Origin of the sequence: Algoriphagus marinus (genome assembly GCF_001936475.1) — a bacterium.
In the GTDB taxonomy this organism is placed as follows: Bacteria; Bacteroidota; Bacteroidia; order Cytophagales; family Cyclobacteriaceae; genus Algoriphagus; species Algoriphagus marinus.
The window spans coordinates 190,697-203,646 of record NZ_MSPQ01000001.1 but is presented as its reverse complement, the minus strand read 5'-3'; the positions used below and the strand labels follow the sequence as shown (position 1 = coordinate 203,646).

Here is a 12,950-nt window from a genome sequence, read left to right as displayed (position 1 = left end):
ATTTATGAAAAAAGTACTTCTATTTGCAGTGATGCTCTCCCTCTCTGTGACTCAAGCTTCTGCTTGGGGGCAATTAGGTCACTATGTAATTGGCCTTATGGCTGAGCGGCAAATGAAAAAATCGGTTTTAACCAAAGTTGAAAAGGTTCTTTATCCTATGTCGCTCGGAAGAAGTGGCACTTGGATGGACGAGATTAGATCTGATAAGTCCTATGATTATGCAAATTCTTGGCATTATTTGACTTCCAAAAATGGGGAGTATGATCCTGCACATCAGGAAAAAGGAGGGGATGCGTTTGAAGCGATTCAGCGATTGAAGGCAGAGCTTAAAGCTGGAAATCTAAGCCCGAAGGAAGAGGCAGAAAAACTCAAAATGCTGATTCATATGGTAGAGGATATTCATCAGCCGCTCCATGTGGGTACAGGTGAGGATCGTGGAGGAAATGACGTCAGAATAGAATTTTTTAACCAATCAACCAATCTTCACGCACTTTGGGATAGTGGAATGATTGACCGTAAAGGCATGAGCTATTCTGAGCTTGCGAATGAGCTTTATCGTAGATTAACTCCCGAGCTCAAGCAGACGTATCGTAATGCAACTATGGAGGATTGGCTGAAGGAAGCTGTTGCCCTTCGACCACTTGTATACAAATTACCGGAGAGTAAAAAAATCAGCTGGGTCTATATGTACGAATCCAATGATACTGTTGAGGAAAGATTGGTTGCAGCAAGCGTTAGATTAGCCCAGATTTTGGAAGAGATTTACGGTTAATCAACAAATAATTTTAAAAAATCTCGAAAAAAGCATAAACCCAAAAAGCATTTTTTATATTTAAAAGGTTAGCGATCTTGACCTTTATGCTTCGAACATTTGCCCTTTTTCAAGTAGCATTTCTGGTGATTACGGCTTCCTATTCTCAAACTTTGCGGGATAGGCTAGGAAGAACTGTGCTTAACCGAGACTCTGCCTCCATTATATTTGAATTGGAAAAAAAGAATCTTCAGAATTCGGGTGACTCAGGTCTTTATTTTTATTTCATCGCTGATCGATTTTATTCGAATTCGGAATACGATAGTGCTGAAATTTATTTTCAAAAATGTGTTGACCTTGTTGACCCAAAAGCTGAAGCCAGTATTCGAAGTATGGCTTTCATATCACTATCTCGTATCAATAGTTTCACGGGAGACTGGGATAAAGCATTATATTTTTCACAGGAGCATTATAATCACGCCTTGAATGCCTTGGATTCAAATTACATGGCATTTGCGCTATTCGATATCTCGGTGATCTACCATGATATGGAGCAATATGACAAGGGAGTTGCTTATGGAAAGGAAGCGCTCCAGCTCCTAGAAGATTTTCCAAAATCCAAGCCACTTTTTCGAGCTTATGCCTTAAATGCGATTGCCATTAATTTTGATGATTGGAATAAGCCTGATAGTGCATTATACTACCATTATCAAGTAATTGATGATTTGAAAAACCTCGATAGCATTAAGGTTGCGAATACCTTCAATAATATTGGGAACACGCTTTTAAAGCAAAAGAATTTTTTGGAGGCTAAAAAGTGGATGGTAGTCTCACTTTCTCTTAATCAAAAGGCAAAAAGCAATACGAGAATAGCGACAAACTATACAAACTTAGGGACGATCGCTTACAATCTGGGCAACTACAGCGAAGCAGAAAACATGCTGGATTCTGCTGCGAAATATGTGGAATTGAGTCAATCCATAGAGAAAAAGCGGGATTACCTTCAAGAGCAATACCGCTACAATAAATTACGCGGTCGACTTCCGGTGGCCATTGACTTTTTGGAGCAGTACAGCTCACTTAAAGATTCAATCTTCAAAGATGAGCGCTTGAAGCAAATGGCGGATCTTGAAGCTAAGTATAAAGTGGAAACCAAAGAACGGGAGCTAGCAGAGTCAAGAGCTGCCTTGGCAGAAAATGAACTTTTGGTCAAGAATCGAAATAACCAACTATTGCTCGCAATTATCTTTTCAATTTCACTTCTTGGACTCGGTTTCTTTATATACTACAGGCAAAAAACTAAAAACAGACATTTAGAGCAGGAGGCTAAGCTTCAGGCGATTTATGCAGAGCAAGAAACACAAAAGCGCCTTCATGAGCAGCGGGATCGTATTTCATCTGATTTGCATGACAATATTGGCGCTCAGCTGACCTTTATTGTTTCCTCACTCAACAACCTGAAATTGGGTAATCTTGGACCGGAGAAAATGGCATCAAAAATTGATCAGATTTCCTCCTTTACCGTCGAAACAGTTGGCGAGTTGAGAGATACCATCTGGGCCATGAATAAAGAGAACGTGAGCTTGGAAGATCTTCAGGGAAGATTGGCCAACTTCATAGCTAAGGCAAAAGAAGCATGTCCTACGATTGATTTTGAATTAAAGGTGGATGATCAGATTGAAAAGGAATTTTTACTCAATTCACTGGAGGGGATTAATTATTTTAGAGTAGTCCAAGAAGCTATCAATAATGCCATAAAGCACGCAGATGCTTCGAAAATCACGATAAACTTGGTAAAAGTAGGTGATGCTCTACGGATATGTGTAAGAGATAATGGGCAAGGGATCAAAACCAATAATTTGGGAAATGGCTTGGGGAATATGAGAAACCGTGCGGACCGTATCGGAAAGAATCTTACTATTGATACGCAGGAAAATCAAGGAACTGAAGTTTGTATTTATTAATTTTTAAAAATCATCATGGCGATAAAAATTGCAATTGCAGAGGATAATTCATTTTTGCTCAAAGCAATCTTGGAAAAGCTTTCATTTTTTGAAGACTTGGAGGTCAAATTTTATGGCTATAATGGAGTTGAGTTTTTGGAAAAACTAGAGCAGGACTCCAATGTCCACCTGATTCTAATGGACATTGAGATGCCCAAAATGAATGGCATTGAAACAGTTGCAGAAATCACCAAGAAGTATCCTCAAATCAAAATCATAATGATTACCGTATTCGATGATGACGAGAATATTTTCAGAGCTATTCAAGCCGGAGCACATGGCTATTTGCTTAAGGAAGTAGATGCTAAATCTTTGCATCAAGGCATTTTGGATACCCTAGAGGGTGGCGCTGCTATGACTCCCTCTGTAGCGATGAAAGCTTTAAAGCTCCTTCGCAATCCTCCGAATTTTGAAGAACCAAAGGAAGAAATCAACCTGACAGCTCGGGAAATTGAAATACTTGAGCAAACTTCAAAAGGACTTAACTACAACCAAATCGGGGAAAATCTCTTTATATCTCCGAAGACTGTCCGCAAGCATATCGAGAATATCTACGGCAAACTCCAAGTGCACTCGAAGCTTGAAGCAGTACAGAAAGCGGTAAGAAATCGGATAATTGAACGATAAAAGAGATTAAAATTGAATAATCTCATTATCCGCAATTATGCCAGTTGATCAAACTGGCCTCGACTTCGCTCGGCCTTCGGATTTGGGGTTAATTATGGTGGGGGAATAAACTGCGCCGCCGCCGCAGTTTATTCCCCCACCTAATTTAAAAGCTAAGGCTCACCGAGCGAGGTCGAGGTGAACATCAATAAAATTTGGTAAATGGTAAGAAAGCGGATATTCACAATTAAAAATAAGGCAAGGCCCCAATTTAAATTTCCTAATTCTGGGTTTTAAATTCATTCTTGGCAGCTTCCAAAAACTCCACGAATTCCTGAATATTGGTTTCGTACCCTCGTGGTGGAGCAAGGAGATTTTCGCTGTGATCCAATATCACATAGTAAGGTTGAGCGTTGTTATTAAAACGGGTGATCTGGAAATCAGCATTTTGCTTTCCAAGGGTTTTTTTCACTTTCCCATCGTACGAGGAGGTGTACCACTTGCTCTCCGGTAGCTCCAGTCGCTCATCAATATAGAGCGCGACCATCACGAAATCGTTTTTCAAGCGAGCCAAAACCTGTGGATCAGACCATACATTTTCCTCCATTTTCCGACAGTTCACACAGCCATGTCCGGTGAAGTCAATCAATAAGGGTTTGCCTTGACTTTTTGCGGCAGCTAAAGCTTCTTCATAATCAAAGTATCCTTGGATCCCGAAGGGAATCTCAAGCAAATCACCGTAAGTAACTTGCGCACGGGGTTCATTTGAAGCAGAAATTCCCTCACCGATTTTAAACTGCTGTGTAGTCAATGGAGGTAAATAGCCGCTGAGATACTTGAGCGGAGCGCCCCAAAGTCCTGGGATCATATAGACCACAAACATAAAGGTCACCAAAGCCAATAGTAGTCTTGGTACACCAATATGGTCCATTGGTGAATCATGCGGCAGCCTGATTTTCCCTAGAAGATATAATCCCAATGCTGCAAAAATCACAATCCAGATCACAAGGAAAATATCCCGGTCCAAAATTCCCCAATGATACACTAGGTCGGCAATAGAGAGAAATTTGAAAGCCAAGGCTAGTTCCAAGAACCCTAAGACAACTTTTACAGAATTCAGCCAGCCACCTGATTTTGGAAGTCTGTTCATCCACTCTGGAAAAATTGCGAATAGTGTAAATGGAATGGCAAATGCTAAAGAGAAAGCAAACATTCCTAATACGGGCTTGACTAATTCTCCCCCTGCTGAAGAAATCAGAATAGAGCCTACGATGGGACCGGTACAGGAAAAGGAAACCAAGACTAAAGTGAAGGCCATAAAGAACACGCCAATCAATCCCCCTTTTTCAGCTTTAGCATCCACTTTATTCACTAGGCCTGAAGGCAAAGTGATCTCAAACATGCCCAAAAAAGCTAATGCAAAGAAGATGAAGATACCGAAGAAAAAGAGGTTTGGCAACCAATGTGTGGCTAGCCAATTGGCAAATTCCGGTCCTTGAATAGCAGCCACTGCCGTCCCTGCAATGGTATAAATACCAATGATTGAGGCTCCATAAATGAATGCGTTTCGAATTCCTATGGCTTTGCTTGTAGTCCGACCGGTGAAAAAGCTCACCGTCATCGGAATCATCGGAAAAACACAAGGAGTAAGCAATGCTGCCAATCCGGCTAAGAATGCCAAAATCATAAATCCCCAAAGCGATTCTTGCTGTACTTCAGGTGCCTCAATCAGCTGAATTTCTTCCGTTTCAGATTGGGAATCTTCGGTCTCATCTGCTGGGATTGACTGATCTGGTGTGAAAGCAAAAAGGGAATCACTTTCTGCAAAGACATCCTCTTTCTGCTTGCTTTCTGTGGGCGCAGATTCTGTCTTGGTTTCTGCTGATTTTTCAGGAGATTTTTGAACAGCAGTGAAAGAAATTTCCACATCCTCTTCGTAATTGATGCATTGACCAGTAAGGTCAGAGCACATTTGATAAGTGATGGAACCTATTATTGTCCCACTTTTAGAATTTAGGGTTAAAGGTTGCTCAAAACGTCCTTTTCCCATAAAATAGGTGACTTCTCCCTCCCAAATTTCCTCAAACTTCCGCTTTGGGTTAATCGCTTTCAGGCCTCCAGCTTTTGCATAAGCTTCCGATTGTTCCAAATCCAGCGAGGTGAGAATAGGCCCCAAGTCTGGCTTAAAGTCATTGGAATAAATATACCATCCCACAGGAATGGTTGCCTCAAGGATCAAGGTTGCTTTTTCACCAACCGCTGGTTGATCAGGGCTAATTGCCACCGTCCACTTTGGAGGAGCGATGATTTGCCCGTTGGAGATGGCGATAAAAAAGAAGAAGATCGGAAAAATAAGTTTTCCGAATTTACCTAACATTGAATGCATGGAGATGAGGAATATTGCTATCCAAAGGAGAAAATTGAAGTTTAAGTTCCTGAATTACTTCCCGCTTAGTGATCTAAAGTGTCTAAAGAAGGCAGCAATGGTCTCTATTCCGATAAAATAGTTTTTTACACCATAATGCTCATTTGGAGAATGCAAAGCATCCGTGTCCAAGCCAAAGCCAAATAAAATCGGATCTGAACCCAATTCTTTTTGGAATAAAGCTACGATAGGAATTGAGCCTCCTTCGCGAGTAGGGATCGGTCGCTTTCCAAAAGTCTCTTCCATGGCAGCTTCGGCCGCTTGGTAACCCACAGACGAATCTGAAACTACTGCTGGAGCACCGCCATGATGTGCTTTTACTTTCACTTTAACTGAAGCCGGGGCAATGGACTTGAAGTGGTTTTCGAAGATTTCAGCGATTTCTCTCCAGTCCTGATCAGGAACTAAACGCATGGAAATCTTTGCAGAAGCTTTTGAAGGAAGTACTGTTTTAGCACCTTCTCCGATATATCCTCCCCAGATTCCATTTACATCCAGCGTAGGACGGATACCAATTCGTTCGATAGTAGTATAGCCTTTTTCACCTTCCACATCATTGATGTCGAGTTTTTCTTTGTACTCATTTAAGTCAAAAGGGGCCTCGTTCAACCGTGCACGCTGCGCATCAGTCAGCTCTTGTACTTTATCATAAAAGCCTGGAATGGTAATGTGATTATTTTCATCCTTCATAGAAGCGATCATCTCACAAAGCACATTGATTGGGTTGGCGACTGCTCCGCCATATGTTCCGGAATGCAAATCCCGATTGGCACCAGTCACTTCGACTTCCATATAGGCCATGCCCCGAAGACCAACCGTGATGGATGGATCTTTCATAGAAATCATGTGTGTATCGGAAATCAGAATCACATCTGCTTTCAGTCGCTCCTTATTTTCGATTACGAATTTGTCTAGGTTGTCTGAACCCACTTCTTCTTCGCCCTCAATCATGAATTTCACATTGCAAGGCAAATCATTTTCAGCCATCATGGCTTCGAACGCTTTCACATGCATGTAGAATTGACCTTTATCATCTGCCGAACCACGGGCGAAAATTGCTCCTTCGGGATGAATTTTGGTGTTTTTGATCACTGGCTCAAATGGCGGAGAATCCCATAATTCATAAGGATCCGCAGGTTGCACATCGTAGTGTCCGTAGACCAAAACAGTGGGCAAAGAAGGATCAATGATTTTCTCGCCATAGACGATTGGATAGCCTGCAGTTTGGCAGATTTCCACGGTATCGGCACCAGCTTTTACAAGAGAATCTTTCACAAAATCTGCTGCCGCAAAGACATCGTCTTTGAATTTAGGATCGGCGCTAACCGATGGAATTCGAAGTAAATCGAGTAGTTCGTTCAAAAATCTGTCTTTGTTGGAGCGTATGAAATCGTTGACCGCCATAATTGGGTTATCTATTTTAGTAAAGAGCTCAAAATTATCCTTTTCGGCAGGAAATGCCTAGTTTTATTTAAGGAAATGCCATCTTGTCCAAGCTTGAAAATTTAGAAAGTAGAAGTGAGAAAGCTGAAAGATATTTACTGTACTTCCCTAAATAGCGTTGACCGTTTGGTTTAATAGCCCAAAGAAATTTAAACTCTTAGTGCCTTTGTGACAAAATTTCAACTATGAAAGCAATCATCTGTAATCAATTTGGTCTTCCGGATAGTCTCATTTTTGGTGAACTGCCAGACCCTAAACCTGCAAAAAATCAAATTCTCATTGCCGTAGAAGCCTGTGGAGTTAATTTTCCTGATGTGCTGATCATTCAAGGAAAGTATCAATTCAAACCAGAATTGCCCTTTTCACCAGGAGGAGAGGTAGCTGGAAAAGTACTTGAACTCGGAGAGGATGTGGCCCAATTTCAAGTAGGTCAATCGGTTCTCGCGCTCTGTGGTTGGGGTGGGTTTGCAGAAAAAGTAGCCGTGGACGCGGATCGGGTTTTTGCGATGCCTCCTGGATTATCTCCAGAGGTTGCAGCTACCACACTTTACTCCTATGGTACTTCTTTTCATGCATTAAAAGATCGGGCTAAACTCCAAGAAGGAGAAACTCTCCTAGTTTTGGGTGCAGCTGGCGGTGTAGGTTTGGCTGCGGTGGAGTTGGGAAAACTAATGGGCGCCAAAGTAATTGCTGCGGCATCGACGGATGAGAAGCTTGAATTGTGCCGGGAAAAAGGTGCTTCAGAAACGATCAATTATTCCAATGAGGATCTGAAAACCCGGATCAAAGAGTTGACTGGAGGAAAAGGTGTGGATGTAATTTACGATCCTGTCGGAGGAGATTTTACGGAAGCGGCGTTGAGAGGAATAGCCTGGAAAGGACGCTATTTGATTGTTGGTTTTGCCAATGGGGAAATCCCAAAGATTCCAATGAATCTTCCGCTTTTGAAAGGCTGTGCCATTCTTGGCGTATTCTGGGGCCAATTTTCAAAGTTGGAAGCAAAGCAGAGTTTTCAGAATATCGCTCAGCTGGTTCAATGGATCAATGAAGGAAAAATTCAACAACATATTAGTAAGCGATATTCTCTGCAAGATTCTCCAGAGGCCTTGCAAGCGCTGCTTGATCGAAAAATGTTGGGTAAAGGAGTTGTGGTTATTTGACATAAAAAAGGCTGGGTTTCTCCCAGCCTAATTATTTTTTCTTCAGTCAGTATTAAACAACTGCCTTCACATTTACTTCGATATTTCCTCTGGTAGCCTTAGAGTAAGGACAAACTTCGTGTGCTGCATCTACTAACTTCTGAGCTTCTTCCAATGATGCCGCATGTGGAATTTTCACTTCGATATCTACTGCCAAACCAAAGCTTCCCGGACCATAATTCCCTAAGTGAACTTTTGCTTTGATTTCGGAATCTCGCAAACTGGTTTTGCCTGCTACAGCTCCTAAAGCTCCTCCAAAGCAAGAAGCATATCCAGCAGCAAAAAATTGCTCAGGATTGGTTTTTCCACCTTCGCCACCAATTTCTTTTGGCATAGCGACATCAAAATCTAGCAATCCATCATCTGTTTTCACATGACCTTTTCTTCCTCCGGTGTTGATTGCTACTGCTGTGTAATCAATATTAAGTTTTTCCATTTTCTGAATTTTTCAATGATTTTAAACTTTCTAACAACTCAACGAGACTTTGGTTTATAGAATCAAGCGAGAGATCCTGAATTTCTGAAAGTAATTCATCAAACTTCATCAAATGTGCCTCAACTTTACTCTGAAGAGACTTTCCTGGATAGGTTAATTCTGCAGTTACCGTCCGCTCATCCGCTTCTCCACGTTGTCGTTTTACATAGTTCATCGCCTCCAATTTTTTAAGAAGCGGAGTTAAAGTTCCAGAGTCTAACTCGAGTCGTTGACCTATTTCATTTACGCGTAATCCATCTTCTTTCCATAATACAGCCAACACCAGATACTGTGGATAAGTCAATCCAAACTCTTTTAATCTACTTTGAATCAGTTGAATGAAAATTCGAGAGCTGGAATAAAGATGAAGGGCGAGATTCTGAGAAGGATTCATAAATAAGTTTTTTTGATTGAATACAATCTAACGGAATAAAATTAAAAAAGGAATCAAAACTTAAACTTTGATTCCTTTTTTTAGATTAGAATTGCTAATTAAAGAGAGAGCCCATTCTCGTAATTGTAATGCAATCTAGAATTTGCTTCTGCATCTCCGATAAATACCTGCGCAATAGGATCCCATTTTAAAGAGCGTCCTAAGTCATGCGCAATATTTCCAATTGTACAAACAGTACAGGTGCTATGTCCCACTTCTACAGGGACAATTGGATCTTTTCGCATCAATACTGAATCAATGAAGTCCACATGATGTGGAGAGAAACCCAGTTGCTCTTTGGTAAACTTCATTTCGCATTCTTTTACAGAAGTATCATAATTGCCTCTGGAAACAGTAATCCAACCTTTTTCTCCGATGAATTTTACCCCTTGTCTGTTAGTGTCATCAAAAGGTGAGACGATCATCTCGATTCCATTTGCATAGCGGTATTTCATCGGTTCTTCCCCTTTATCCACAATCACTTCTACAGGACCATTTCGATCCATTCCGATTCCCCATTGGGCTATGTCAAACATATGAGCACCCCAATCAGTCATCAATCCTCCTCCTGTCCGCTTGTACCAACGCCATGCACCCCAAGCTTTCTCATTTTCTTCCGGATTTATACTAATCGGAGGATTAAGATCTGGGAAATAGGGCACTGCTGGAATTGGTCCATTCCAAGCTTTCCAGTCCAATCCTGCTGGAATAGCTTGCGCTTCAAAATCTATTTCCTTTGGAAAGGGAGGAGTACCTACATTAGCATAGACGGTTTTAATTTTCCCCAAATAGCCTTTTTGCACCATTCTTACGGCATGTTGAAAATTTGCTCCGGCACGTTGCATACTTCCGACTCCTAAGACAATCCCATTTGATCGGACTGCTTTTACTAACTCTTGACCTTCTTTTATGGTGAAAGTCAAAGGCTTTTCCAGATAGATATCTTTTCCAGCTTTGCAGGCGTCGATCGCCATCAAAGCATGCCAGTGATCTGGGGATGCTATTACTACCGCATCTACCTCCTCGCTTTTTAACAAATCCTTGTAATTGGAATAAAGAGCAATGCCACCTGTCAATCCACCACGATCTTCATAATGTTTTAAAGTTCTCTTTTGAAAACGCTCCAGTTTGATAGCATACACATCAGCTGCTGCGGTGACTTCCACATTGGGGTTTTTCATAAAATTCCCCAATAGACCCATGGCTTGTCGACCGACTCCAATGAATCCAAGGCGGACTTTTGAGGTGTCTTTTAATTTTATGGCTTTGGACGAAGCCCCAAAACTAAGTTGCGGGATTGCGCCAAGTCCTGCTGTAGTCAGCAGTGAGGTGGCAAGGAATTTTCTTCTTGAAAAATTGGATTTGCTCATGATTTTAGGTTTAATGAATTGACTCGGAATAAATTACAGCTTTTCTTGGCTATAGTGAAATTATGTTTCTGGAATTTGACAAAAGGAGAAAATACCTTTTTGGAAACTCTTTTGGATTTTTGATACTTTAGAATCCTATGACGATCCAACAACTTGAATATCTTATCGCGGTAGATAAGCATCGGCATTTCGGGAATGCTGCAGAAAGCTGCTTTGTCACTCAACCAACGCTCAGTGCACAATTGAGTAAGCTAGAACGAGATTTGGGTGTAATTCTTTTTGATCGGAGCAAAATGCCGGTAATCCCAACTGAGATTGGGGTTCAGATAATTGCTCAGGCAAAGCGGGTTTTGTCTGAAAGCAAAGGGATTTTTGAGCTTGTTGCGCAGCTGAAAGGCGATATTTCCGGAGTCGTTAAATTGGGAATAATCCCAACTTTAGCTCCCTACTTGCTTCATTTATTTATTCGAAGCTTTGTTGAAAAGTATCCTAAGGTAAACCTCGAGGTTCAGGAAATGATTACCGAGGAAGTCGTCAAGAAACTCAAAAATGATGAGTTGGATTTGGGGATCATTGTCACTCCACTGGACGAGCCGGGGATTGTAGAAAAACCAATGTTCTATGAGAAGTTTTATGCATATCTCTCAGAAGATCATCCACTTCTCAGAGAAGAATTTTTTGATCCCCTGAAAGTGAAAAAGGAAGATTTTTGGGTTTTACAGCAGGGGCATTGTTTTCGAGATCAAGTACTCAACTTATGTGATCAGACGATGAGTGGACCAAAGAATTTTCACTACGAAAGCGGATCTCTGGAAGGTTTGAAAAATATGGTTAATCGTTATCAAGGGGTGACCTTATTGCCGGAGTTGGCCACAATGTTACTTTCGAAAGAAGAACGCGCTCGGCTAAGGCCATTTCGTGGGACAGCACCTACGCGAGAAGTTAGTATAATCTTAAACCGGAGTTTTCTAAAGCAAAAATTGGTAGAACTCCTTTACAATGAAATAACTGCGGCGGTACCTCAGGAAATGACTTCTAGGGCTCACGGGAAAATCATTCGCTTTAAATAATTAGAAGGATTTAATTAAGACATAATGATCGGCCAAATCTCCAGTGATTATTTCTCCATTGATGTCGAGATGCCAAATTCGATTTTCGCCTACTTTATACTGGTTTGGGCCTGATGTGATATTGGTTAATGTGATGATGGAACCAGCCTCATTCCAAGAAAAGGAACCCTTTTTTTCTTCCTCTAAGGCATCATTTCTTCCCAAGTAATTTGTAACCAGTATATAGGTTTGATCAGGATTTAAAGTTAAAATTGTTTCTATCCCTTCACAGTCTGCACAAGGTAAGATGCCTTTGTATGTTCCATTCCAATCGAGTGAATTCATGGAGTTATGAGAATCTGGCTTTCTTAACGATTCTTCAATTTTAGTTTCATCGACCTGTATAGTGCGCTTTTTTGAATTATCACATGAAAATAAGATACTGGAAAGTAGAAATAATGTGATTGCCGAAGTTTTCATTATATCAAGGGTTAGAATTAAAAAGAGATTGGCACCCCAGTGCGTGATCGTCCTATTGCAAATATTTCAACACTTGCTAAAAATTCTTTTTTCAGATATTTAAAGCGAAGATAATCTTTTTGGGCATTCTCAATTTGGTCTAATTGCCTATAAACCTCCCAGCGAAGTTCGAAAGTTTCTGCGACGTAGGGATTTTCTTCCGAAAGTTTATCGAGTAGTTTAAGTGCCTTATCGTATTTTTCTTTTTCTATTAATTTTTGAGCTTGCTCTCTTTCCTCATATGGACTGGGTTGGTTGAGAAAGGCATCAAATTTGAAAAACAACAAATAACTCCTGGATCTTGGTTTATCTTCAAGCAGTTCAGGATACCAATTTGACTCTAAATATGCGAGTGCCCTGAGGGATTCTGTTTTGAATATCTCATCGGTTGATTCTAAAATCAGCAAACTGTCAAACATCCCCTCTTCATTGATTTTGATTGAAAATAGAACTTGCCCCTTTTTTTGTGTTTGCAACCCTTCGGATGGATATCGGACATTTTCTGAAAGAATTTGGTCAATGGATGCTTTTGGACCAACTAGGTTAAAGGGGCTTTCTACCTGAGCTTGGATTTCAAAACAAGAAAGAAGGCATAAAAAAAAGGAAGAGTAGAGCAGAAGAGATTTCAAAGCAAAGAATAATGTGTTTATGGAAAACTAATATTTGAAAAATATCTT

At 40.8% G+C, this 12,950-nt stretch carries 12 protein-coding genes; 5 read left to right on the top strand and 7 right to left on the bottom strand.

Translation table 11 applies throughout. The features are described 5' to 3' along the window. Nucleotides 1-4: 4 nt before the first annotated feature. From BVC88_RS00840 to BVC88_RS00830, 3 genes are all read left to right on the top strand, one after another. Entirely contained in the window at nt 5-772 is a 768-nt protein-coding gene (locus BVC88_RS00840; RefSeq protein ID WP_075348752.1) for a S1/P1 nuclease, read from the top strand. A gap of 86 nt (nt 773-858) precedes the next feature. Next, nucleotides 859-2,715 carry a tetratricopeptide repeat-containing sensor histidine kinase gene (locus tag BVC88_RS00835; RefSeq protein ID WP_075348751.1) on the top strand — a complete coding sequence of 619 codons (1,857 nt, stop codon included), beginning with the start codon at nt 859-861 and terminating at the stop codon, nt 2,713-2,715. A 15-nt stretch (nt 2,716-2,730) separates the two neighbouring features. Beyond that, nucleotides 2,731-3,381 (top strand): response regulator transcription factor, encoded by a 651-nt coding sequence (locus tag BVC88_RS00830; protein WP_075348750.1) that lies wholly within the window; start codon nt 2,731-2,733, stop codon nt 3,379-3,381. A gap of 259 nt (nt 3,382-3,640) precedes the next feature. Here BVC88_RS00830 and BVC88_RS00825 read toward each other — a convergent pair whose 3' ends face one another. Together BVC88_RS00825 and BVC88_RS00820 are read right to left on the bottom strand one after the other, a co-directional pair. Continuing rightward, nucleotides 3,641-5,737, bottom strand: coding sequence for a protein-disulfide reductase DsbD family protein (locus BVC88_RS00825; protein WP_075348749.1), 2,097 nt, complete (start codon nt 5,735-5,737; stop codon nt 3,641-3,643). Nucleotides 5,738-5,800: 63 nt separating this feature from the next. Further along, on the bottom strand, nt 5,801-7,189 hold the full coding sequence (locus BVC88_RS00820; protein WP_075348748.1) for a dipeptidase: 1,389 nt from the start codon (nt 7,187-7,189) through the stop codon (nt 5,801-5,803). A gap of 224 nt (nt 7,190-7,413) precedes the next feature. On the opposite strand from BVC88_RS00820, the gene BVC88_RS00815 reads away from it, so the two are divergent. Continuing rightward, entirely contained in the window at nt 7,414-8,388 is a 975-nt protein-coding gene (locus BVC88_RS00815) for an NADPH:quinone oxidoreductase family protein (protein ID WP_075348747.1), read from the top strand. Nucleotides 8,389-8,440: 52 nt separating this feature from the next. Here the strand turns inward: BVC88_RS00815 and BVC88_RS00810 are convergent, their stop codons facing one another. The 3 genes from BVC88_RS00810 to BVC88_RS00800 form a co-directional block, all read right to left on the bottom strand. Next, nucleotides 8,441-8,863: an organic hydroperoxide resistance protein gene (locus BVC88_RS00810; protein ID WP_075348746.1), complete on the bottom strand. Its 423-nt coding sequence runs from the start codon at nt 8,861-8,863 to the stop codon at nt 8,441-8,443. Further along, on the bottom strand, nt 8,850-9,296 hold the full coding sequence (locus BVC88_RS00805) for a MarR family winged helix-turn-helix transcriptional regulator (RefSeq protein ID WP_075348745.1): 447 nt from the start codon (nt 9,294-9,296) through the stop codon (nt 8,850-8,852). Before BVC88_RS00805 ends, BVC88_RS00810 begins: the two co-directional genes overlap by 14 nt. 98 nt (nt 9,297-9,394) lie before the next feature. Beyond that, the gene (locus BVC88_RS00800) at nt 9,395-10,705 is read right to left on the bottom strand and encodes a Gfo/Idh/MocA family protein (RefSeq protein WP_075348744.1); all 1,311 of its coding nucleotides are present in this window, start codon (nt 10,703-10,705) and stop codon (nt 9,395-9,397) included. Nucleotides 10,706-10,842: 137 nt separating this feature from the next. Here BVC88_RS00800 and BVC88_RS00795 point away from each other — a divergent pair, with 137 nt between their 5' ends. Further along, complete coding sequence (locus tag BVC88_RS00795; protein ID WP_075348743.1) at nt 10,843-11,775, top strand: hydrogen peroxide-inducible genes activator; 933 nt, start codon at nt 10,843-10,845, stop codon at nt 11,773-11,775. Here BVC88_RS00795 and BVC88_RS00790 read toward each other — a convergent pair whose 3' ends face one another. Beyond that, a complete protein-coding gene (locus BVC88_RS00790; protein WP_075348742.1) occupies nt 11,776-12,234 on the bottom strand; it encodes a copper resistance protein NlpE in 459 nt (152 codons plus the stop codon). It lies immediately after the preceding gene. Nucleotides 12,235-12,251: 17 nt separating this feature from the next. Next, on the bottom strand, nt 12,252-12,902 hold the full coding sequence (locus BVC88_RS00785) for an energy transducer TonB (protein ID WP_075348741.1): 651 nt from the start codon (nt 12,900-12,902) through the stop codon (nt 12,252-12,254). Nucleotides 12,903-12,950: the final 48 nt, after the last annotated feature.

Coding starts and splice junctions, on each gene's coding strand:
- BVC88_RS00840 (WP_075348752.1), top strand. CDS start 5: ATGAAAAAAGTACTTCTATTTGCAGTGATGCTCTCCCTCTCTGTGACT.
- BVC88_RS00835 (WP_075348751.1), top strand. CDS start 859: ATGCTTCGAACATTTGCCCTTTTTCAAGTAGCATTTCTGGTGATTACG.
- BVC88_RS00830 (WP_075348750.1), top strand. CDS start 2,731: ATGGCGATAAAAATTGCAATTGCAGAGGATAATTCATTTTTGCTCAAA.
- BVC88_RS00825 (WP_075348749.1), bottom strand. CDS start 5,737: ATGTTAGGTAAATTCGGAAAACTTATTTTTCCGATCTTCTTCTTTTTT.
- BVC88_RS00820 (WP_075348748.1), bottom strand. CDS start 7,189: ATGGCGGTCAACGATTTCATACGCTCCAACAAAGACAGATTTTTGAAC.
- BVC88_RS00815 (WP_075348747.1), top strand. CDS start 7,414: ATGAAAGCAATCATCTGTAATCAATTTGGTCTTCCGGATAGTCTCATT.
- BVC88_RS00810 (WP_075348746.1), bottom strand. CDS start 8,863: ATGGAAAAACTTAATATTGATTACACAGCAGTAGCAATCAACACCGGA.
- BVC88_RS00805 (WP_075348745.1), bottom strand. CDS start 9,296: ATGAATCCTTCTCAGAATCTCGCCCTTCATCTTTATTCCAGCTCTCGA.
- BVC88_RS00800 (WP_075348744.1), bottom strand. CDS start 10,705: ATGAGCAAATCCAATTTTTCAAGAAGAAAATTCCTTGCCACCTCACTG.
- BVC88_RS00795 (WP_075348743.1), top strand. CDS start 10,843: ATGACGATCCAACAACTTGAATATCTTATCGCGGTAGATAAGCATCGG.
- BVC88_RS00790 (WP_075348742.1), bottom strand. CDS start 12,234: ATGAAAACTTCGGCAATCACATTATTTCTACTTTCCAGTATCTTATTT.